The 22,318-nt window shown below is 43.0% G+C and carries 20 protein-coding genes; 6 read left to right on the top strand and 14 right to left on the bottom strand.

All coding sequences use genetic code 11. The features are described 5' to 3' along the window. Positions 1–275: 275 nt before the first annotated feature. Positions 276–785 (top strand): hypothetical protein, encoded by a 510-nt coding sequence (locus LGT40_RS06530; RefSeq protein WP_226070456.1) that lies wholly within the window; start codon positions 276–278, stop codon positions 783–785. 150 nt (positions 786–935) lie between these two features. On the opposite strand, the gene LGT40_RS06525 is transcribed toward LGT40_RS06530, so the two are convergent. After that, positions 936–1,673, bottom strand: a complete 738-nt coding sequence (locus tag LGT40_RS06525) for a ferritin-like domain-containing protein (protein WP_226070457.1) — start codon at positions 1,671–1,673, stop codon at positions 936–938. Position 1,674: 1 nt separating this feature from the next. After that, positions 1,675–2,850: a ferritin-like domain-containing protein gene (locus LGT40_RS06520; protein WP_226070458.1), complete on the bottom strand. Its 1,176-nt coding sequence runs from the start codon at positions 2,848–2,850 to the stop codon at positions 1,675–1,677. A 316-nt stretch (positions 2,851–3,166) separates the two neighbouring features. Here LGT40_RS06520 and LGT40_RS06515 point away from each other — a divergent pair, with 316 nt between their 5' ends. Next, positions 3,167–3,892, top strand: a complete 726-nt coding sequence (locus LGT40_RS06515) for an SDR family NAD(P)-dependent oxidoreductase (protein WP_226070460.1) — start codon at positions 3,167–3,169, stop codon at positions 3,890–3,892. 7 nt (positions 3,893–3,899) lie between these two features. On the opposite strand, the gene LGT40_RS06510 is transcribed toward LGT40_RS06515, so the two are convergent. Together LGT40_RS06510 and LGT40_RS06505 are read right to left on the bottom strand one after the other, a co-directional pair. Next, entirely contained in the window at positions 3,900–4,982 is a 1,083-nt protein-coding gene (locus LGT40_RS06510; protein WP_226070462.1) for a sensor domain-containing diguanylate cyclase, read from the bottom strand. A 637-nt stretch (positions 4,983–5,619) separates the two neighbouring features. Then, positions 5,620–6,408, bottom strand: a complete 789-nt coding sequence (locus LGT40_RS06505) for a SprT-like domain-containing protein (RefSeq protein ID WP_226070463.1) — start codon at positions 6,406–6,408, stop codon at positions 5,620–5,622. A 698-nt stretch (positions 6,409–7,106) separates the two neighbouring features. On the opposite strand from LGT40_RS06505, the gene LGT40_RS06500 reads away from it, so the two are divergent. Both LGT40_RS06500 and LGT40_RS06495 read left to right on the top strand, forming a co-directional pair. After that, positions 7,107–8,399: an SDR family oxidoreductase gene (locus tag LGT40_RS06500; protein WP_226070464.1), complete on the top strand. Its 1,293-nt coding sequence runs from the start codon at positions 7,107–7,109 to the stop codon at positions 8,397–8,399. Then, positions 8,380–8,844, top strand: a complete 465-nt coding sequence (locus LGT40_RS06495) for a DUF2269 family protein (protein ID WP_226070465.1) — start codon at positions 8,380–8,382, stop codon at positions 8,842–8,844. Before LGT40_RS06500 ends, LGT40_RS06495 begins: the two co-directional genes overlap by 20 nt. A gap of 64 nt (positions 8,845–8,908) precedes the next feature. Here the strand turns inward: LGT40_RS06495 and ccoN are convergent, their stop codons facing one another. Next, positions 8,909–10,339: a cytochrome-c oxidase, cbb3-type subunit I gene (gene ccoN, locus LGT40_RS06490; RefSeq protein WP_226070466.1), complete on the bottom strand. Its 1,431-nt coding sequence runs from the start codon at positions 10,337–10,339 to the stop codon at positions 8,909–8,911. A gap of 244 nt (positions 10,340–10,583) precedes the next feature. Then, entirely contained in the window at positions 10,584–11,774 is a 1,191-nt protein-coding gene (locus tag LGT40_RS06485) for a zinc-dependent alcohol dehydrogenase (RefSeq protein ID WP_226070467.1), read from the bottom strand. A gap of 290 nt (positions 11,775–12,064) precedes the next feature. On the opposite strand from LGT40_RS06485, the gene LGT40_RS06480 reads away from it, so the two are divergent. Continuing rightward, positions 12,065–12,295 carry a ChaB family protein gene (locus LGT40_RS06480; protein WP_226070468.1) on the top strand — a complete coding sequence of 77 codons (231 nt, stop codon included), beginning with the start codon at positions 12,065–12,067 and terminating at the stop codon, positions 12,293–12,295. Between the two features lie 32 nt (positions 12,296–12,327). Then, a complete protein-coding gene (locus LGT40_RS06475) occupies positions 12,328–13,320 on the top strand; it encodes a potassium channel family protein (RefSeq protein ID WP_226070470.1) in 993 nt (330 codons plus the stop codon). 16 nt (positions 13,321–13,336) lie between these two features. Here the strand turns inward: LGT40_RS06475 and LGT40_RS06470 are convergent, their stop codons facing one another. The 8 genes from LGT40_RS06470 to LGT40_RS06435 form a co-directional block, all read right to left on the bottom strand. Further along, positions 13,337–14,008: a flavodoxin family protein gene (locus tag LGT40_RS06470; RefSeq protein WP_226070472.1), complete on the bottom strand. Its 672-nt coding sequence runs from the start codon at positions 14,006–14,008 to the stop codon at positions 13,337–13,339. 110 nt (positions 14,009–14,118) lie between these two features. After that, positions 14,119–14,574: a DUF2383 domain-containing protein gene (locus LGT40_RS06465; protein ID WP_226070475.1), complete on the bottom strand. Its 456-nt coding sequence runs from the start codon at positions 14,572–14,574 to the stop codon at positions 14,119–14,121. Positions 14,575–14,611: 37 nt separating this feature from the next. Beyond that, positions 14,612–15,046 (bottom strand): CBS domain-containing protein, encoded by a 435-nt coding sequence (locus LGT40_RS06460; protein ID WP_226070478.1) that lies wholly within the window; start codon positions 15,044–15,046, stop codon positions 14,612–14,614. Between the two features lie 264 nt (positions 15,047–15,310). Next, positions 15,311–17,065: a sensor domain-containing diguanylate cyclase gene (locus LGT40_RS06455; protein WP_226343176.1), complete on the bottom strand. Its 1,755-nt coding sequence runs from the start codon at positions 17,063–17,065 to the stop codon at positions 15,311–15,313. 368 nt (positions 17,066–17,433) lie between these two features. Further along, positions 17,434–17,973, bottom strand: a complete 540-nt coding sequence (locus tag LGT40_RS06450) for a glutathione peroxidase (protein WP_226343175.1) — start codon at positions 17,971–17,973, stop codon at positions 17,434–17,436. A gap of 121 nt (positions 17,974–18,094) precedes the next feature. Next, on the bottom strand, positions 18,095–19,747 hold the full coding sequence (locus tag LGT40_RS06445) for an ABC transporter ATP-binding protein (RefSeq protein WP_226070484.1): 1,653 nt from the start codon (positions 19,745–19,747) through the stop codon (positions 18,095–18,097). Next, complete coding sequence (locus tag LGT40_RS06440) at positions 19,744–20,940, bottom strand: ABC transporter permease (protein WP_226070486.1); 1,197 nt, start codon at positions 20,938–20,940, stop codon at positions 19,744–19,746. The genes LGT40_RS06445 and LGT40_RS06440 overlap by 4 nt, the downstream gene beginning before the upstream one ends. Beyond that, positions 20,933–22,315, bottom strand: a complete 1,383-nt coding sequence (locus tag LGT40_RS06435; protein WP_226070488.1) for an ABC transporter permease — start codon at positions 22,313–22,315, stop codon at positions 20,933–20,935. Before LGT40_RS06435 ends, LGT40_RS06440 begins: the two co-directional genes overlap by 8 nt. Positions 22,316–22,318: the final 3 nt, after the last annotated feature.

The raw sequence follows: 22,318 nt of genomic DNA, 5'->3' as shown, positions 1-22,318 counted from the left end.
CTCACTGAATTACATGTCGCCAGTTGAATATGCAAAACAGGCCGCATAAAGTAACCAAATCTCATCAAGGGATTGGTACTAACTCAGGGGAAAGGTCAAAACCTTCTGAACTTATTACCCATGAAATCCCTCTGGAAGATATTGCAGATGGTTATCGTATTATGTCTTCCAAGCTTGATGGGTGCATCAAACCGGTCTTACTTCCCCCCTCGGTATCAAGCTGAACCCGGTCTGATACTCCACGTTGAATTTAATTCAAACTTGAGGACTTTAATATGATTTCCGATGATACTGACCAAGAATTTGAAAACAAACCGAGTGGGAATTTTCGAGACATCCCGGGTTGGGGCGTTGATATTAATCCTAAAAATGATCCCACCTACCCCATGAAAATAAGAACTGATGAAGAAATCAGAGGTTACACATGGGAACGGCCTGTTCAGCAAATAAGTGCAGGTGTAGAAGTGCTCAAATCTGTAGAAAGGCCAAATATTAGTGCGGTGTTTGGCACATCGGTACCACCCAGTGGTTTAAGTGGCGTTATAAGAAGATTAGCATTTAAAAAAAGTGAATCCACTCTGGCTCGCTGGGCGCCATTATTACTGGCAGATAGAATCAATGTAGTTGAAGGGTTTATTGGCGATATTTTTACAGGCCATATACCCAATATTTACACTGAGCGTGGCTGGCGTGCTGAAATGAAATATAACCGAAAAAAATTCTTATTAAAGTCATTGTTATTTTTAGTGATTTTGGCTTTGCTAATTATCTGGATTTTAGATTAAATCTGAATATCGTGCTGAAAACCAAACAATCCCTTACATTAAGCTGACAAGAGCTTAGGTTTAGTTTTTATCAATTAAATTTGCTCACTTGTTCCAATAAAAAAGCCGGAGATTAAACTCCGGCTTTTCAGTGTTGAATGCCAGTAAGTTTTACATTGTTCCGGCTTGCATCAAAGCTAATTTATTAATCCAGTTTTTTATCGTTTCAGCATGCGTTTTTTCCTGCTTCAACGGTTTGCTGAATTTATCCGCTAATTCTGACATGCCCATGTTGTTACATAATTTTATTAATACTTCCCAGGCTGCGTTATCCGTCAGCTCAGTGGTTTGTACCGCCTCTAGACATTGCAGCACAGTGGTGCGAGGTTCCATCAATACTTTAGGAATACCCATCGAGGCTAACGCACTCACATCGGCATCCGGTGTCATGGCAGTTGGATCGGCTCCCAAAGATTCAATAACTTCTTTTAACAGAAAGAAATGCTCCGCCTCTTCGTCACGGAAATGTTTCAAACTGTCGATTGAAATGACTTCTTTAGAAATGGGATCATTGATGGTTTCACACTTAAAAATGAGTGCATCATAAATTCGCACTCCTGTTCTTTCAAATGCCAGACGCTGGCCCAACTTATTAATCAATACTTCAGGATTATGCCCCTGTATTTTTTCTTTGCCTGCACTCAACATTCCTTTAAAAGAATCCGGCACCGGTACCGTTCCAATATAATCATCAGGTGATGCATAATCACTACGAATCTTTTCCATTGCAGCGAAGCTGATCGGGCCGGCTTGGGTCAGTTCTTTAGCCCCCTCCATCATCTGTTTGCCCTGAATGGGAGACATGGCCATTCCGGTTTTATTCATTCCCATTTTATTTGCCTGTGGCATGTTATTTACCTCCTACAGCTGTGAGTCGAGTAATTTCAGTTCCAGGTGTCCAGACATAACCTTCAGCAACGGCATTGGAAGGCGAGCCTTCTGAATTAATGTAGTCACGGTATTCAATACTCTGACGGCTCTCATCTTGTTTATTAACGAACTTGCTGCCGTTAGTACGCAAATGTATTTCTGCCTCTAATGTCTGACGGACAAATTCCCGCTGGCTTTCGAACGGGATCGGATCCGGAAGCGTTTCGGGCAGAATTTCCGCCGGGTCACGGTTCTCATACTTTTGAAACAGATTTTTGACCAGATCCAGATGGCCTAATTCATAATCCATAAAGCGTTCCCAAATCGCTTTAATTCGGGGATTACCTTCACTTTCCATAAAGCTGTAGTAGTTATAGACCTCATTTGCTTCATACAGCAGCCATTTTTCCAGCAAGGTTTCATCGGGATCGATAATGGAACCATATTGCGTTACATGTTGCTCTTCAATCGAAGCAATTTCGGCATACAGCTGCCGGGCGACCGGATCGGAAAACATGGGGCCGATATTCATATAATAATCACGAGTCTGATATTCGCCAGACATAATCGTCAATGCATTCATTTTGCTAATCGGAGCGGCTTTTGTCCGATCATAATGATCGCGAAGATCATCGGTTGGATGTCGATGTTCATCAAAGGTTATCCGGCCGGGAATAATATCCGTATAACATTGCAAAATATTATTCGCATCCTTGCCTTCCACCCGGTCAAGTAATGCCGAGTAACGGTACATATGATCAAAGTCTTCCAATAAACCAAATCGGTAGACCTGAGCAAGATAAGGATCCGGCTCTTGTTGAGCGATAGCGGCGGTGACTTCTATCGCCACTTGCTCATAACCGATAGTGGTTTCTATTGGTGAATGATCTGACGAAAGTAACCAATTGATCATCGTTTGTTGATGATGTTCTACCCTTCTCACTGAAGCGAGAGCGGGTCGTAATTCACCATTGATCTGGCTGCACATGTGTTGAAAACGATTGGCCTGCTGTTCAAGTCCATTGGCGAGAATAATTCGAACCCGGGTGAAAGCGTCATCATCCATTTTGCTGATTGGCTTTTGCACCAATTCACGCAAAGTGAATTTTTGCTTTTCGACGGGCGTTCCACGAGCATCAAGTAAATTTACTGACATCTTCTTCTCCTTCGGTGAAAGAACTGAATGTCAGAGGGAAGGAGCAAAGGTAATGCCAAATCAGTTTTCTTGACGGTAGCTCAATGGAAACCTGTTAATACCCTTTCATAACCATTAACAAATTTCATATTCGAAATATAAATATTACTCAGCCATTGAAATAATTACTTGGCAAAAGTATCGCGGTTCACTGGTACTCTTATTTTAAAAACAACACGAGTAATAAAAACACGACCTCTAACGTTCGTGGTGAACTTTCATAATAGGTACGTAAATTGCCTTGCAGCTATTCTGACGTGCATATTATGAGAAGACTATGACAAAAGATTTGGATAAAAAACTGGTGGTTATCACTGGAGCAAGCAGCAGACTCGGCAAAGCCACGGCATTGGCATTTAGCCAGCGAGGAGCTCATGTAGTGCTTGCTTCCTATAAGGTAGCACTGCTTGATGAACTCGTTGAAAACTGCCAACAACTCGGTGGTCAGGCAGAGGCTATTATGACGAATGCCACAGATATCAGCTCTGTAAAAATATTAGCTACTTCAGCAGCCCGGATCGGTCAGGGCAGGATAGATTGTTGGGTAAACATTGCCGAGGCTGGCGATCCGGGAAATTTTTTAGAGCTGCCAATTGAAGTGCATGACGAATTCATAAGAGCTAATTTTCTCGCTTATATTTATGCTGCTCATCAGGTATTGCCATATTTTAAACGCCAACAAAAAGGAATTCTTATTAATCATGTTTCAGGCAGTATTGCCTTACCAATTAGTGAATCGATTATCCACAACAGTATAAAGTCGGCATTAGAAGGATTTTCTTTATCCTTGAGAAAAGAGATAGAGGATTTTCCGAATATATCAATATGTGATGTTTACTCACTTTTTCCAGGCCCCACCAATAAAAATATTTTTACCGCGAATCAACAAGAGATATCACCTCAACAATTTTTAATAGCAAAATCAGTGGCCGAAAATATCGTTAACTTAGGAGTAACTCCTCAGGATCATCTCTACCTGAATACTTATAAAACGGTTAGCTAATTAAGGTTTATCCCTCATGGGTACCTATAGATTTGTTTTTTCCATACTCTTTTGCTTTGTAAATTTGATCATTAGCTTCTTTAAGTAAACGTTCAAAACTGTTTGATTTATCTGCAGTTAAATAAGCACCAATATAAATGTTAATTCCTTTGAATACGGGGTCATTTTGTTTTTCAAAAAAATAATCCAGTATTTTATCGGTGATCGTTTCTATTTCAGGAATACTCTGGTTATAGGTCACTAAGACAAATTCATCACCGCCTAATCTACAGATGTGATCTTCATTTAATCTCAACAAACTGTGCAACCCGCTGGCAACTTTTTTTAAAACATTCTCTCCAACATAACGCTTTTTCTTCTCATTGATGGTATGGAAATTATTTACCTCAAGCATCATAAAGCAGATATTTTTCTTTCGAGGATCCTCGTACCAGGTTTCTTTGATTAACCGGCTCAAATAACGACTATTGGGAAGATTTGTCAGAAGGTCTGTTTCGGAAAGGTTTTGCAAATAATATAAGTTTTTTTCGATGTCTTTGAGCTGAAGGGTATCCGCGGATATCTGTTTAATAAGTTGTTCAAATTTCTGAGCAGGCAAACGCATTTCAATGATGGCTTCTAATTGAAAAGCAAATCGCTTTAACATTTTCAGCTGTTCTTCAGAGAAATTTCGGGCCTGTTTATCAGTGATACAGAGGGTGCCGATATGGTAGGTTTTTTTTCTATACGCATAACGTATTGGTACACCAACATAGAACATAATATAGGGATCATTTATAACCAAAGGATTGTCGTAAAAACGTTTATCTTGCTGAGCATTTAAAATGACCAATGGTTCGCCCAAAGAGACTACATGGGCACAAAATGAGATTTCTCGGCTGGTTTGATGAATCTCTATTCCCTGAATAGATTTAAACCACTGCCTCGCTTCATCTACCAGTGATATTGCAGCTACCGGCACATCAAATACTTGCTTAACCAGAGATGTTAAATTATCAAATACAGCCTCTTTGTCGGTATCTAATAACTTACTGTTTCTTAATGCATTAAGCCTTTCCTGTTCATTTTCTGGCTTTGACGGAATTTCCATTACATCTCCTTAACGCCTTGGTAGGTTTTTTCCAAACAGGTGCTGGAAGTTATATATCAATCCCCATTTCACAAATTTGTTACACCTTCAAACGCAGCAATATGAATGTTAATTTCATTATTTCGGATTATTGGAAGGGATGATGCAATTTGAATGCCTTTTTCTATCCAGCTTAATCTCTTCTACAGAAAAATATGCTGAACGTGAATGAACGAAACCGGTGTACAGCCTTTTGCTTACATCTCTAACTCACCGGGCTATGGATCAGAGAGATGTCGGCTGCTTTCTTTGATTAGCAAATTTAGTAATGGTTATCGCTGTTTATCCACAAAGTCATATGTAACTTTTGTCATGGGTGGTTGTTTGTTAGGGGGATAACCTCTGCGAAGCATACGCGTGAAGGATATATAGCTTTAAACAAAATGATATAACTGCCGCCAAGGTGAAACCTATACCCAGCGTTGTTTAAAGCGCGGAGAATGGGATATTGAAATCATTACTGAAACATCATTAACAGTGGATAGAGATCAGTTTCATATTCATGCACAGCTGGATGCTTATGAGCAGCAGGAACGTATATTCTCCTGTAATTGCAGTCTTGATATTCCACAAGATAACGTTTAGCGCAATCTCAGGACTAACCGGCCCGCGCCTGAGAAAACGGACTTTGAGAATAATAGGGTTTGGTTTGAGCTGGTTTCAATTGATAAACGGTATTGCTATCAGCTCGAAGCTTATTTAACGTCGGAACAAAATTACGCAAACTCAGCCTTTTCATATTAGCCCGAGGCAAATTGTCTTTGCGTAAATAGGGGAAGCCTTCGGCTAATGGCCCTGCTACTTGAATAACAGAGATATCGCGGCTGTCATGAAGTAAATGAGCAGTTGATTGAAGAGTCTCCCAATCAATTGGTGCATTTTCATGAAGTCGATAAATCATGCCTTTGCCTAAAGCTTTGTTTATAGAGACAACTAATAAACGTGCTGGTGGTATTTTTTCGACCTCGTAAAGTGCATCGCCAAAGCAGGAGATAATGGTCAGACCCAGCTCGGGGAAAAGCCGGTTAAGCCGGTTCATTTCGCTGAAAAAAAAGGCTCCATGGCCTTTATTGATAAAAGGCTGATCAGCTTGTGGAAGGAGATCCAGATAATATTCATCTGCAGTTTCGCGAAACCGTTGATGAGCCAGCATATGGATCATTTCATGAACCAGTGTGCTGCGTAATGCTCTGGGATGATCTTTTAACCGGCGAGCCACTGTGATGGTCCAATCCTCATGTGTCTCAGGACAATAAGTAAACCAGCCGGCAAATTTCTCGGTATTGGAAAAACGTAGGATAAAATCTAGCGATGGTATGATTTGTTCTGCGAAATAAGTCTGATTATATTCCGTGAACAATTGTTGAAGGTTGGGTACAGAATTCAACGGCAAATAGTCCGATACATTTTTCGTTCACACTCCTGGCCAAGACTTTTGACAAACCGCTGAATTATATAAAAAAACGATGACTGAAAAATTGTAATAACGTTGATTTGAGACTTAAATCACGTTTCTAACCCGGCTTTTCCCATAGCCCTGTCGACCTGACAACAGGCCTTGCTCGTTAACCAAACACTTTCAGTGTAACTCGGTGTCCCTATCAAGAAAAACTTTCTGTCAATAGGTAAAAAATACTAATCGCCGCTGCTTTATCCAGACAATACTCATATAAACATTAGGTTAAATATGGCGCGCTGTTGGTTCCGCTCATGGATTTTTTAGAAAGTGCGTTCCGAAGGATTTTTGTTTGAGTCTGTTTATGACGAGCACGCCATTTTTCGTAAAAAAAGCCCACAAAGTTGAAGATGCATGATGTATTAATCAGCCTAGAACCGTATGTTTAACAATGAACCAGCGTTTTAGGTAAGCCTTATCTTTCCAAAGCCAATGACTAATAGAGTTTGTAGCAGAAAAAGCAAAGCCGGTTTCTTTTTTACTGAAATAGCTAAAGCAAGCCTTGAGGTAATACTATTGTAACTACCCGATAGCAAAAACATCTTTAACGAAATGAAGGTTCATTATTTTTCCTATTACTTTGCCTTTAGATGTATTGTTCAGGCTGATGAGTTAAAAAGTATTAACCTATGAATATACTAATCACTGGTGCCAATGGTTTTATTGGTCGACATATTGTCGAACAAGCACTGGAAGCCGGATATCAGGTTTATTGTGGTGTACGAGTGATACCCCAAAAACCTGATGCCAGAGTGCAATATATTCTGATGGATTTTACTGAGGATGTAGCGCCTGAAAACTGGATAGCACGTTTGGATAATATTGACGTGGTTATTAATGCAGTTGGCATTTTTCAGCAACGGGGATCACAGTCTTATCAAACAATTCATACCCTTTCACCGCAAGCTTTATTCGAAGCCAGCAGACAAACCAATGTGCAAAGAGTCATACAAATCTCTGCGTTGGGAGCTGATGATCATGCACAAAGTCATTTTCATCGTAGCAAAAAAGCCGCTGATGATTACTTACGAGCGATAGATATTGAGGCGTTTATCATACAGCCGTCACTGGTTTTTGGTTTAGAAGGCGCAAGTACCAGACTGTTCCTGACATTGGCAAGTATGCCAGTTCTCTGCCTACCCAATGGCGGACGATATCCGATTCAACCCGTGCATATAAGTGATTTAGCCCGGTTGACCATTGATTTGATTACTGCCCCGTCTCAACCGTTAACAACCATCCCAGTGGTGGGGCCTACGCCTTTATTACTGGCAGAATATCTTGGTTTGTTACGTAAACAGTTAGGTCTCGGCAAAATCAGCATTTTTACTTTCCCGGCCAGCTTGCTCAAGCCCATTGTGCGTCTTATGGAACGTTTACCAAATAATCAGCTGAGTCAGGAAAGTATTCAGATGCTCGAACGTGGTAATACCGCTGAACATGACATCATGCATCATTATTTAACTGCAGATGCAAAACCGGTTGAAGACTTTATCAGTCCCGAACAAGCCAAACTCCTGAAGCCCACTGTCATACTGAACTGGTTATTACCCTTAGTAAAATTCAGTATCGCTTTTGTATGGATTTTTACAGGATTTATCTCGCTGGGTATTTATCCAACCGAGGAAAGTTATAAATTACTGAGTAGTGTGGGTATTCCAGCTTCACTAGGTCCTCTTTTCTTGTATGGCTCAGCACTGCTGGATATCGCCTTGGGAATAGCTATATTTTTATTGCCGAAGCGAAGCTGGGTTTGGGTCATACAACTCTGCCTGATCGCTTTTTATACGCTGGTCATCAGCTGGAAAATGCCGGAGTTCTGGATACATCCCTATGGACCACTGACCAAGAACATTCCCATGATGGCCGCAATCTTTCTGATTTTGATGTTGGAGGACAGGAATGGAATATCACATCGTTAAATGGTTACACATCCTCTCTTCCACCATTCTGTTCGGTACCGGAATAGGATCCGCTTTTTATATGTTGGTAACGAGCTTAACGCGTGATGCCAGAGCTACCGCCAGCGTGGTCAGGCATGTGGTCATAGCTGACTGGCTATTCACCACGCCTACGATTGTTTTGCAACCGTTGACCGGTTTTTATCTTGTTTATCTTCTTGGTTACCCTCTCGACAGTTTATGGCTGGTCTGTACTTATATTTTGTACATTCTCGCTGGAGCCTGTTGGTTGCCAGTCGTCTGGTTACAGATAAAAATGAAATCTCTGGCACAAAATGCTGCTGAAAAAGATCATACGTTACCCGCTCAGTATTGGCGATATTTAAAGATCTGGATCACTCTCGGTATCCCGGCTTTTATAGCCTTAATCATCATTTTTTATTTAATGGTGGCAAAACCCATGTGAATTACGGGTCTTAAATTCACCTTTTATCCCTTGTCCTTATTAAGTCAGCTAAAGACTGTTCACCTTAAGTCTGCTGAGAACTGGGGATGGATGAAACGTGCCGGGTGTCGGCCGTTGCCAGACGGATAGTTCTTATCACATTAAACAGCATAATGAGTGCACCACAAAAGAAAATAAAACCACCCGCAGCACGCATTACATAATAAGGATGCATTTGAGCAACAGACTCGACAAAGGTATAAGACAAATTGCCATAGTCATCGTAAGCCCGCCACATTAACCCTTGCATAATTCCGGCAATCCACATTGAAGTGATATAAATCGCCGTACCAATCGTCGCAACCCAGAAATGCACATTAACTAACTTTATCGAAAACATCTCTGTATTCCACATGCGTTCGACCATATGATAAATAGCGCCAATTGAGATCATGGCAACCCAGCCTAAAGCACCGGAATGCACATGACCTATTGTCCAATCAGTGTAATGGGATAAAGCATTTACTGTCTTGGAGGACATGACAGGTCCTTCAAATGTAGACATGGCATAAAAAGCTAAGGCTACGATCAGAAACCGTAGAATGTAATCTGTTCGCAATTTATTCCAGGCACCGCTCAGGGTAAACATACCGTTTAAAGCCCCACCCCATGATGGAATAATCATAGCCAGTGATATTGCTGCTCCCAGAGAACCGGTCCAGTCAGGCAAAGCCGTATATTGAAGATGATGCGCACCTAACCAGACATAGCCAAAGACCAGTGCCCAGAAGTGAATGACCGATAATCGATAAGAATAAATAGGTCGGTTAGCTTGTTTAGGGACAAAATAATACATAATCCCCAAAAAGCCAGAAGTCAGAAAAAAACCTACGGCATTATGTCCCCACCACCATTGGATCATGGCGTCCTGAACGCCGGCAAAAATAGAATAGGACTTCCAGAGACCTACCGGTATGGACAGACTGTTAACCACATGTAAGTAGGTGAACATGATAAGTAAAGCCAGATAAAACCAGTTGGCAACATATATATGGCTCACTTTTCGGATGGCTAATGTCATCGTGAAGTTCAGTAAAAATGCTAACCAAACTGTGGCCAGCAGTATGTCCATTGGCCACTCGGCTTCATGATATTCCTTGCCTTGTGTTAAGCCTAAAGGCAGGGTAATGAATATCCCCAGCATATAGATATTCCAGCCCCAAAACGTGTACCAGGCTAATTTATCACTCCATAATCTGACGCTACAGGTTCGTTGGACAACATAGAAAGCAGTAGCCACCAATACCGTCCCCGCGAAACCATAGAGCACGGTATTGGTATGTACCGAACGCAGTCGGCCGAAAGTAATATAAGGTATATCAAAATTCAGATTGGGCCATGCCAGCTGTGAAGCAATAAATACCCCGACACCTGTGCCAATCACCAGGTATACGCAAGCCATGACAGTAAAAAATTTTACGATCTCGTAGTTATAACCTCTAGAAGAATCAACCATCGCAAATGTCCTCGTATAAACTTTAGAACAAGTCTTGCTCTGTGCTCTGCTTTACGATCCTCTAATAGAAAAGAAATACGTAAAAGTAATTCTAAAAGAGGTATTTGAAACAACTCAAATTTAACTTTAAAGCTTCATTTACACTGTCGGATTAAGTAATCACTTTAATCTCTTTAGCCTCTGATTTAAACACTTCGATAATCCTCATCATCTTCACTAATCAATCAGCCGGATATGGATTAGTTCAGGTCGTTAACGCAACTTTCATCCAACCCGGCTGGCGGGTATCAAAAGCTTTATAGGCATCTAACACGGCTGTGATAGGTTCATGCTGACTGATGATTTTGGTGGGGTCTATCGCACCGGACTGAACCAGTTTGGTCAGAATGGGAATATATTTTCGATGGTTACAGTTACCCATCCGAATTGTCAGATTACGATTCATCGCCTGTCCAATGGGAAAGCTCATATCATTAGGCGGATAAACGCCAATAATTGCCAGTGTTCCGGCTTTAGCTAATGCTCCAATGGCCCATCTTTGAGCTTGTGAAGGAGCGCTGCCAGGCTGCCATAGCTCTCCTTTTGGATTTTGTTCTGGAGCAACCATTTCCTTCTCTTGCTCAAAGGCTTCACTGTTTTCATGAGCATGATGCGGGCATTCCGCATCGACACCAACCGCATCAATGGCACAGTCAACACCTATACCACCGGTGAGTTGGCGAATGGTTTCGACAGGATCTTCCTGATTAAAATCGATCACTTCTGCACCTTGTTTGCGGGCCATTTCGAGTCGATCCGGCAGGTTATCAACGGCAAACACCCTGCCTGCATCCATAAGTTTTGCTGAGGCTATGGCAAATTGTCCGACTGGACCACAACCAAACACCGCGACACTGTGTCCGGGTTTGATATCCGCCAATTCCGCCCCAAAATAACCGGTTGGAAAAATATCCGACAACATAATGGCATCATCATCCGTCACCTCATCGGGTAATTTAAATAAATTCACTGCCGCCATCGGAACACGGGCTTTTTCAGCCTGTAGCCCATCAAATGGCCCAGTCAATTCTGGACCACCATAAAAGGAAGTACCCGCCTGTTTCCCGTTTGGGTTCATATTGTCACATTGCGCATAATAACCAGCGCGACAATATGAACAATGTCCACAGGCAATGGTTGATGGAATAACCACCCTGTCACCGATAGAAAAATTCCTTACATCCTCTCCTAATGCCTCAATCACCCCGACGCCTTCGTGTCCGAGAATGGTACCTTGTTTCATGCCGGGCATTGTGCCGCGAATAAAATGCAGGTCGGTGCCGCAGATGGCACTAGTGGTAATCCTGACAATGGCGTCAGTAGCATGCTGAATTTCTGGTTCGCGTACATCGTCTAAACGGATATCGCCCACTGCATGGAATACGACTGCTTTCATAAATCCTCCTGTATTGGATTCAACTGACTCAGTTAATGGTAGTGAGCAATACACATGCCAGAGAATTCATTCGCCTCAAAGGCGCTTAAGGTAGATGCAGAGATAAAAACCGGCTAGGAAAATGAAGCTTTGTTTACGAATTATTTTCGTGCAGCAAGGTAAAAATTACTTACCTGATCTCCTTTTATGGAAATGAAGACCAGCTTTTGTGCATATTGCTGAGAAAGAAAACCCGGAACGTTTTTTGCTCATGTTGATTTGTCATTCATTCTTTGGGTTGAGGATTTTCTATGCCTTATCAACATAACTCAGATCTGCCGGATAATGTTCGTTCAAGCTTGCCTGAACATGGTCAGGAGATATATCGAAAAGCTTTTAATTCCGCGTGGGATCAATATCAACAGCCAGAAGATCGTAAGGGAGATGCCAGCCGGGAAGAAACGGCCCATAAAGTGGCATGGTCAGCGGTAAAAAATGAATATCACAAACAAGGGGATAATTGGGTTAAAGATAAATCCTAAAACTGTTAAGTAATTTTTATATCCGATATTTTATGTATACAGCCATTGGTGCGTTACTGGTTCTACTCATTATGGTCGATGCGATATGGACAACTTTAACCACACGCGGTAGTGGTTTATTGGCAGGTCCACTAATTACCGGCTTAAGAAGCATTACAAGAAAGCTTTTTCACTGGACTGGTCGACGTAATATACTCGTTCAAACCGGCACCTTGACCATTATTGTTCTCGTGCTTTTTTGGCTAAGCGGATTATGGCTTGGCTGGACATTGATCTTTATAGGCTTGCCGGACAGTGTTGTTAATGACATTGGGATGTCACCAGAAAACCTGATGGGTTATTTTTATTTTGTCGGTTTTACTTTATCTACTCTCGGCATCGGCGACCTGCGGCCAGCTGGTGAAATTGCTCGTTTATTAACCAGTGTAGCGGCCTTTAATGGTTTGATTCTAATAACGCTGATGATTACCTACGCCATTCCATTAATTGACGGGGTAATAAGTCGACGGAAGCTGGCTTTCCAACTCTTTTTATTAACTGAAAACATGAACCGTCTTGCATCAAAGACCTCGGACGAGGCCAGTTTTCGTGCGTTAGAATCCTTAATTCTCACTGTCTCTGGTGAAATTATTCATTGTGCAGAGAACCGACTGGCCTATCCTGTGCTGGATTATTTCTATAGCCATGAACGCGGGTTTTCTTTGGGTCTGCAACTGGCAGCTGTTGATGAAGCATTGAATAGACTTGTTTATAGCCACAATAAATCGCTTCAGCCCGCTGAATCAGTGCTATTTAATTTTCGGAAAACCATTGAGCTTTATCTGACTCGCTGTCATCAATCACTGTTACATATACACGTTACTGTCCCACCGATACCCTCGCTGCAACGCCATGCGAATGCTGAAATGTCATTAAATAATGTGACGTTTGAGACCAGTATGTCGCAATATCATGAGCATCGAAAACTTCTCCATAAACTGGTGGTTCATGAAGGTTGGCAGTGGTCTGATGTCAGTAATGCTTAGCTTACATACAGCGATTCTATTCACTCATTTGCTTGGCTACTTTTTTCAGCGCTGTGACATCAGTACGATAAGGATTGACCTTAAGGTTTTTGGCCAGATGCAGCATGTTGTGCACCATCAGCAAAGTCATATTATTGGTAAAAAAATGTTTATCGCCACCGGCTTCAATATAGCTTGGGCCCGGCCCAGCCTTGCCCACATAGTAAGTAAAGGCATTAACTGGCAAGGTAAAACCTTGCTCGGATAAATCCAGCATGATGCTGGCGGAGGCTTTTTTCGCTCCATCTTCATTACCGTCAACCATTATGCCGGCTACTTTATTGAACGTAGGATATTGACCATTTTCGTCATTGCCCTCACTCATAATGCCATCCATACGTTCAACGACCATTTTAGCCACCGAACTTCTATCACCACGCCAGATAGGTGTCGCGATAATCAGCATGTCACAAGCATAAATGCGTTCCAGGATTTTTGGCCACTCATCCTCGCCCTTTTCATCGGAGGTGTTGCCAAAACTGACATGGTGATCCACGACCCTTATAGTCTCGGTTGCAACATCAAGTTTATTGAATATATTGCTGGCAACTGCAATAAACGCATCGGTGTTAGAGGTCGCTGGCGATTGTTTTAATGTGCAATTCAGAAAGAGTACGGATAACTTATTTGTGGTATCGGTGGCAGTCATAGAATGCTCCTGATAATAAAAACATTACGCGCTGATAGTTATTGGGTTTAACGCGTTATAAAAAATAAAAAAGGTGAGATGCAAGAGCATCCCACCTTATCGTGATTGGTTTAATGAGGTTCGTGAAACTGATGTAGCGTCTCTTCCAGCCATTCCTTGTGACGACGCTCATCTGCTAAGCCGTTTTGTAAAATGCCATGAACAGGCTCAGGAAAAGCCTCTTCAACACTTTCTTCATAGCGATTATTGGTCATGACTTCATTTAATTGCATGGCTTTCAGAATGCCTTCATCACCTGCCAATTCAGCAATATAAACGCTGCCTTGGGTGAGAATTTTTTTCAGATCCCCCTTTTCCACGGGTGCGCCGCCTTCTTGACAGATAAGCTGGCTTAATGCCGCAATATGATTTTCATGATCCTGCATAAATACATTTAACTGATCACGGTAGCCTGGATTTTCAAGCCGCTCAATAGCGGCTTGATAAGCTGAAATGGCATCATAATCCAGGGCAATAAGATCATTTAATTTAGCAATCATGTTTGTTTTATCCATGATTTCACTCATAAGAATTTCCTTTATAACCGGAGAACAAACCGATTAATTAATGCCTGGTATGGACGCCTTCCTTGATCCCTTTCAAGGCTTGTCCCATCTGAACAGAATTTAAATGTTGTGCCATATCGCCGATGCTGACGACGCCTACCATTTTATTTTGATCATTGAATACGGGCATACGTTGCACCTGCTGTTCGTTCATTAATGAAGCGACTTCATCAATCGTATTGTTTTCGTTACAAGTCAGGACTTTTACCGTCATCACTTCATCAACTGAAATATCCGATAAGTCATTCACCTGCGAAACCCCACGTGTCACAATATCTCTATCGGTGAGTGTGCCAATTAATGCGTCATTATCAGCAACCACAATAAAACCGATGTCTTCATCTCGCATGATTTGTGCCGCCTCTCTCACTAATGTGGATGGGGTAATGGTTTTCACATCCGCATTCATAATTTCTTTTACATTCATCATCATTCATCTCCTTACAGGTTGTGAAGTTTGATTGGTAACTTGAAAAGATTTTGCTGACTGGATTTTGCAATGCATATGCCAATCCGGTTTACTGAGCCATATAGGCCGTTATAAGGGACGATCCGCAGGGTAAAGCAAAAAAACGGCTGACAATAAACTAGCGTTTCTCTGTAAAAAGTTCACTTTGAACGGAATTTTTACCTATTGCTCTGCTGCTTTTCCTAAGCATGTGATCTGCACACAATTATCGTGGTCTATAGGGAGAAATCAAAGTTCAGTGCTGGTCAGGGGATAATACGCCGCGGATTTAACTTCGTACATACGTTTATCAGCAGCCTTCAATAATTCATCTGCTGTAGTGGCATCCTCGGGACAAGCTGCCATGCCGATACTGGCGGTAACGGTAAGACTTTTGCCGTTGTATATAAGGGGTTGTTTGATGGTTTCAATAATTGAGTCTATAACTCTTTGTGCCTGACCTGGAGAAGTCTCCGGTAATAAGACGGCAAACTCATCTCCGCCCAATCTGGCGACAGTATCCGTTTGACGCAGAATATGGCTCAGCTGGTTGGCGCAATGTTTGAGAATTTCGTCACCTGCATGGTGGCCGTAATTATCGTTAATTTCCTTGAATCCATTTAAATCAATAAACAAAATAGTAAATTCACGTTTATTGCGTCGGTAGCCTTGCACTAATTTGTTCAGAAACTCAAAGAACATCAACCGATTGGGCAGTCCCGTCAGCCCATCATGAAATGCCTGCCACTCCAGATTTAATTCAGCTTCTCTTCGGCTGGTAATATCAATAATAAATGCCAGCACATGTTTCTCATCCAACGCAGTGAGTCGCTCAAGAAAGTAATATTCCTTGCCCTCAATTGTTAACGGATATTCCAGTGTGGCCGGTTCACCTGTTTTTATCGTGTTGGCAATTAACGCAAGTTTCTTTTCAACCAGCTCCGGTTCCAATAGCGTTCTGATATTGGTTCCATTCAGTTCATCAGCATCAATGATCAGAGGAAAACTATCCTCCACTTCATGATCAATGATTTTGCCATCCTGTCGCATTGTCAGTAGTAGATCCGGCATCGCATCAATAATGGCTTTATTTCGACGGTTGAGAACGGCCAACAGTTGTCGGGATTGAATCTGTTTGAGTATCTGGTTACCTAAAAACAGCAATAAAAGCGTAAAAACTATCAGGATGACGCTGTTTCTCATCATCATTTGTTGCTGATATTCAGTTATTGATTGTTCAGCTGAGGCGAGGTTTTCAGACACGATGGAAAACATGCCCCATTTATCAAGAAACTGGAAGTCACACTGCGCATTATTTTCTAGCTGAACACGATGAATGCCGAGCTCTGAACTCGCCCGATAGCGATGATCTATGCAGAGACTGTAAATTTCCTTTTTTTGCAGTCCTTCTTTTAAACTGGAAGACCAAATCAGTTTGCCTGACTGATCCGTCAATACAGCAGAAATATTTTTGTTTTTGGTGATATTACCCAACTGACGGGTCAAATCATCACTTTTTAATGTGATTACTGCTACCCCATTAAATTTCCCTTCTTCATCCAGAATCGGGTAGCTCATCGCAATGTATAAAGCACTTTCCTGAATAATGGATTGCCTTGGCGAAGAAATGAAGAACTTTGCCTGCTCATTTTCAGTGTGATTTATAAAATAATCCCGCACCGATATGGAAGCAGGATACTCAGCCCGACTGGAGAATGTGATGAATCCTTGCCGATCAGCAATGTAGACCTGCCAAATGGTGGGATTAAGCTTTTTCAAAGTCATCACATATGAGGCTATCAGCTCAGGGGCTTCAGTACTCATCGCGACAAGTTGTTTAAGGTTTGCCCCTACAAAGGAGAATTCTTTGTCAATCAGCTCGGCTTGCAACATGGATAACATGCCTACACGCTGACTGATTTGCTCACTTAATGTATTTTGATGCTCAGAAATTTGCTGTTGATAAACAAATCGCAAACTTAACGCACCGATCAACCACACCATTAGCAAAACAAACACGCTTAATGTGCGATTCGATCGAAGGTTGAAAGTAGGTTTTGTCATACTTTCAGAATAGCGGCTCACTTAATAAAAAGCACTTGAAAAGCTTTGAAATTCGGATAGTTGCGCACATTTTCGATAAACATTCTGACCATCTTATAACAATCATTTGAATAACGTGAGCATGATCACAGTAAACGAAAAATAGCAGTGCAAAAAAGTGTTTTATTACGTTTAAACAACCGTCATTAAACAGACCAAAATAACCAGTCTGACCTGAATTTGAGTTATTTTTTAAGTTAAGGAATCAATCGATAACCAAATGATAAGTTTTGGATTTGCTTAACAACTCACCCAAGCCATAATGCCCATTAAAGCAAGGACTCTATCGCCTCAGTGACCTGTTCATCATTGGGTTCAACTTTACTTGGAAAGGCGGCAACGACTTTACCGTCGCTGTTCAGCAGATATTTACTGAAATTCCAGCCGGGTTGTTCACTCTGACGATTGATTTCCTGAAATATCGGATTGGCTTTTTGACCGGTGACAAAACTTGGTGCAATCATGGTAAAGGTAACGCCAAAATTTTCTCGGCAAACCCTTTCTGCTTCGGCTTCATCCTTGGCTTCCTGATTGAAGTCATTACTGGCAAACCCCACTACCATCAAACCACTTTGCTGATATTTCTGATGTAAGGACTCCAGTCCTTCAAACTGTTTGGTGTAACCGCAATGACTTGCTGTGTTGACAATAAGCAGTGGTTTGCCTTTGGCCACTTCACATAAGTTCACTGTTTCATTGGAATGTAGCTTGGGAAGCTCATAATCGAGAAAAGCCGGACAGGTTTCTTCTGCCTTTACGGAAAAAGACAACATCAAACTTGTTAACAACAGCATGAAAGTACGCATCATGGAATCCTTATAATAATTCATAAAGCTGAATGCCAATGACAATTCACTGGTTATCATTGCAGACCAGTTTGAACCCTGAAAGTTGGCTTGCGGTGCCTAGTTAATTAGATGAAATATACAATCAGGTAGCTGAAGCCAGATAAGTATCATCAAGACGCGGCACCGCATTCAACAGATTGCGGGTATGGGCATTTTGCGGAGCTTTCATGATTTCCTGAGTCATGCCGGATTCGACCAACTGCGCTTTATGCATCACCACCATACGATCTGCCAGATAATCCACCACGCCCATATTGTGGGTAATAAACAGCATACCAATGCCTTCTTCATCCACCAGCTGTCTGAGTAGCTTTAGGATCCCGGCCTGCACTGACACATCCAGAGCAGAAGTAATTTCATCACATAAGATAAACCGTGGTTCTAACACCAATGCACGAGCGATGGCCAGACGTTGACGTTGTCCGCCGGAAAACTCATGCGGATAACGCCATAAACTATCGGTAGGCATCTCGACCCTGTCCAGAAACCGCGCTGCTATTTGGGTGCGTTCGGCATCACTCTGACCGATTCCATGTACCCGCATGGGTTCAATTAAGGTGGTATGTATGGGCAGGCGTGGATTTAAACTGGATCCCGGATCCTGGAACACCACCTGCATCCGTCTTCTAAGTGGCCGCATCGCCTTGGCAGATAACCGGGTAATATCCTGACCCTCCAGAAAAATGCTGCCAGAGGTCACTTCTTGCAAACGCAGTAAAGCGCGGCCCAAGGTTGTTTTACCACAGCCTGACTCGCCCACCAGTGCGACCACTTCTCCTGCATTGACTTGCAAAGACACTTTTTCAACAGCACGAAAATGATCGACAACCCGGCGCATCAAACCTCGTCTGACCGGAAAATAGACCGACACATCTTTCACTTCCAGTAACACCTTATCGGTTTTCTCCGGTCTTAGCGGCCTGGTCAGGCGCTCAGGTAACGCGGCAATCAGGGTTTGTGTATATTCATGCTGCGGATTACGCAATACTTCAATGGTTTTACCAACCTCGACCAGCTTGCCTTTTCGCATCACGCCAACCACATCAGCGATTTGTGCCACCACCCCGAAATCATGGGTGATAAATAACATGCCCATGCCGTATTTAGTCTGCAATTCACGCATCAATTTGAGAATTTCAGCCTGCACGGTGACATCGAGCGCTGTGGTCGGTTCATCGGCAATCAGTAATGCCGGTTCACAAATCAGTGCCATTGCAATCATCACCCGCTGACGTTGTCCTCCGGATAAACGATGAGGATATTCGCGAATACGCCCTTCAGGATCCGGAATTTGCACTTCTGTCAGCGCTGTCAGAATTCGCTGCCGGCGTGCTGTTTGATCCAGGTCGGGTCGATGAATCAATAATACTTCTTCGAGTTGTTCACCAATGGTCTGCACCGGATTAAGTGAAGTCATCGGCTCCTGGAATATCATGGCAATACGGCTGCCACGAACCGAGCGCAGCGTATCATCATCAGCATTCATTAATTCCACATCCGACAGCTGTCCTTGTGGATCACTTAGCTGAATATGTCCGGATGGATGTCGGTAATGTCCATGCGGTAACAAGCCCATAATCGATAAAGCGGTTACCGATTTACCGCTGCCGGATTCACCGACCAGACAATAGGTTTGTCCTGCTTCCACTGTCAGGCTGATATTATCGACCGCCCGTAGCCAGTTTTCGCCCTCACCGAGCTCGGTGACCAGATTTTCAATTTCCAGTAACTTCATGATTGCATTCCCCGGTTGGTATGGGGATCAACCGCATCACGCAAAGATTCACCCAACAGGTTATATGCAAATACGGTCATAAAGATCGCACCGCCCGGAAACACCGCTAACCACCAGTTAAAGGTTGAGGATTGCACCGCTTGATTGAGCAATTGCCCCCAAGACGGATCATCAACCAGTCCAAGTCCCAGAAAGCTCAGTGTCGCTTCGGCCAGAATTGCTGAAGCCACACCAAAACTGGTGGCAACCAGTAAAGGTGCCAGACCATTGGGCAACATATGACGGAATAAAATCGAGCGTAACGGCAAGCCACTGGCAATCGCGGCCTGTACAAAATCCTGCTGCCGCAGTTTGAGGAACTCGGCCCGCACATAACGGGCATAACCCGACCAGGCGGTGATGCCGATAATCACCATCATCATATAAATGGATCGGCCAAAAAAGGCGACAAAGGATAACAAAAGAAATAAGGTTGGGATGGCTTCAAAGATTTCCACCAGTCGCATACCGATAATATCGACAATGCCGGAGAAATAGCCCATCAAACCACCAATAATCGTACCAATCACCAGGGCAATGCCGGTGGCAATGAAACCAATTCCCAAGGCAATACGTGAGGCATGAATCATTCGGGAAGCGACATCTGCACCATTTTCATCGGTTCCCATCCAATGAGTACGTTCATTGGCCGATAACGGTGATTCAATTCCGGTATCAGCGTAATCACGCAGGTAATCCTTGGCCGAATAAGGAATCGGGACACGAATAATATTGTCGACTTTTCCGGCAGCTTCCATTTCACGGTAATGTTCATATACCACCAGTATCGGAGGCGATACCGTGGAATAGGCAATAAATGACACTACCGCAATACTGGCTGTCCACAACAACAGCTTTTTCCAGGCAACAATGGATAATGCTGAGATAACTAAAGTAATAAAAAAACCACTTAACCAGACCCAGTCGAGTGGCTCCATATGTTGCAGTAACGGGCTGGATGCTTGTCCATCCACCACCATATAAAGCGGATGACTGTTCGCCAGAAATGGTGAAAAAGTGGCAATTACCACCAGCAATCCAATCCAGGCCAGGCCGATCTTGGCACTGGTGCGCTTCAGTAATGAAGAGAATACCTGTTGCGTCCAGGATTTGGATGGCTGTTTGACTGGAATATCAATAGCTTGTTCAGTCATAACTTACCCTCGGATCAACAATCGCGTAGGCAATATCTGCCAGCAAATACCCCACTAATGTCAGCAAACCAGAAATCAATGTGATAGATAACACTAATTCACGATCACGTGTTTGAACGGCTTCAACCGCCAGTTTACCCATCCCGTCAATACTGAAAATACTTTCCACAATGACTGAACCAGCCAGCAAACTGGGTAATAAAGTGGCCGATACCGTAATCAGTGGCAAAAGCGAATTGCGAAATACATGACGCCATAACACGGTCTCTTCATCGACCCCTTTCGCTCTTGCTGTGCGGGCATAATCGGCGGCCAGATTTTCCAGTAAAGATGAACGGGTCAACTTGGCAAGAAAGGCCAAACCACCATATGAAAGCGCAATCACCGGTAAGACCAGATGCCACAAGCGATCCAGCAGATAGCCACCTTGCAGAATTTCTACGCCTAATAATCTTGATAAAGTCAAGCCGACGCCTATTGCAAATGTGCCAACTACCACGATTCTCAAAGCCATATTATTCAGCCCCGCCAGCAGCCTGAATAATAGAGCCATGGAGGGAATCAGTAAGAGATGCAACAAACCAAACGCTTGACCATGCAGGTTAAACGCCATCGCATAGCCCAGCAGAGCGCCCACCGCTAAACCTGCATACTGACGTTTTTTTAATGAAAAGCTGACAGCTGCACTGATAAGTGCCACGGTGATCAATGCCACACAGATAACACTGATAAATACATCACCAAAACTGCTAAACAATGGCAGGAAAGTTTGATCCGCCGTTTCCCTGCGCATCAAGCCTGCGGTGGGAAACCAGCGCCAATATTGTTCTGAGGCAAAGAAACCGATAAACAATACTCCTGCCAGCATACTTGGTACCGACCATAAGCCCAGTAGAAAAATATTGGAAGTAACGTCAAAACGCCCTCCTCTTTGCCGGGCAGCCTGCACACCAATACCAACGGCAAGGGCATAAATTAACGGAATAGAAATCAGGTTCAGTAACAATGTGATCGGCAATCGCTCAGCAATCATATCGGTGACTGGCCGGCCATAACGAAAACTGGTGCCGAGATCGGTGCCTTTCCATAAGGAAAACTCACCTAATGAACCGTCAGCTAATCGCTCGAAGCCAATTGGCGAAATATTATTCAGCCAACGGACGTATTGCACAGGTGCGGGCTTATCCAGACCATATAGTTTGTTGTAATAATCTTCCAAAGCCTGACGACTCTGGGGCTCGAGTTCCATACCATCAACCAGCGATTGCGCACTGATTCCGCCGGGAGCGGCGGCCATCACAGCAAACACAACAATGGTGATGCCGAGCAGCGTCGGAATCATCAACAAGATGCGTCTTAACAAATAATTCAGCATGTC

Origin of the sequence: Methylophaga pinxianii (assembly GCF_020447225.1) — a bacterium.
Lineage (GTDB): Bacteria > Pseudomonadota > Gammaproteobacteria > Nitrosococcales > Methylophagaceae > Methylophaga > Methylophaga pinxianii.
Note: the sequence above shows the minus strand (reverse complement) of the source record. Positions and strands in the feature narration are given on the sequence as shown.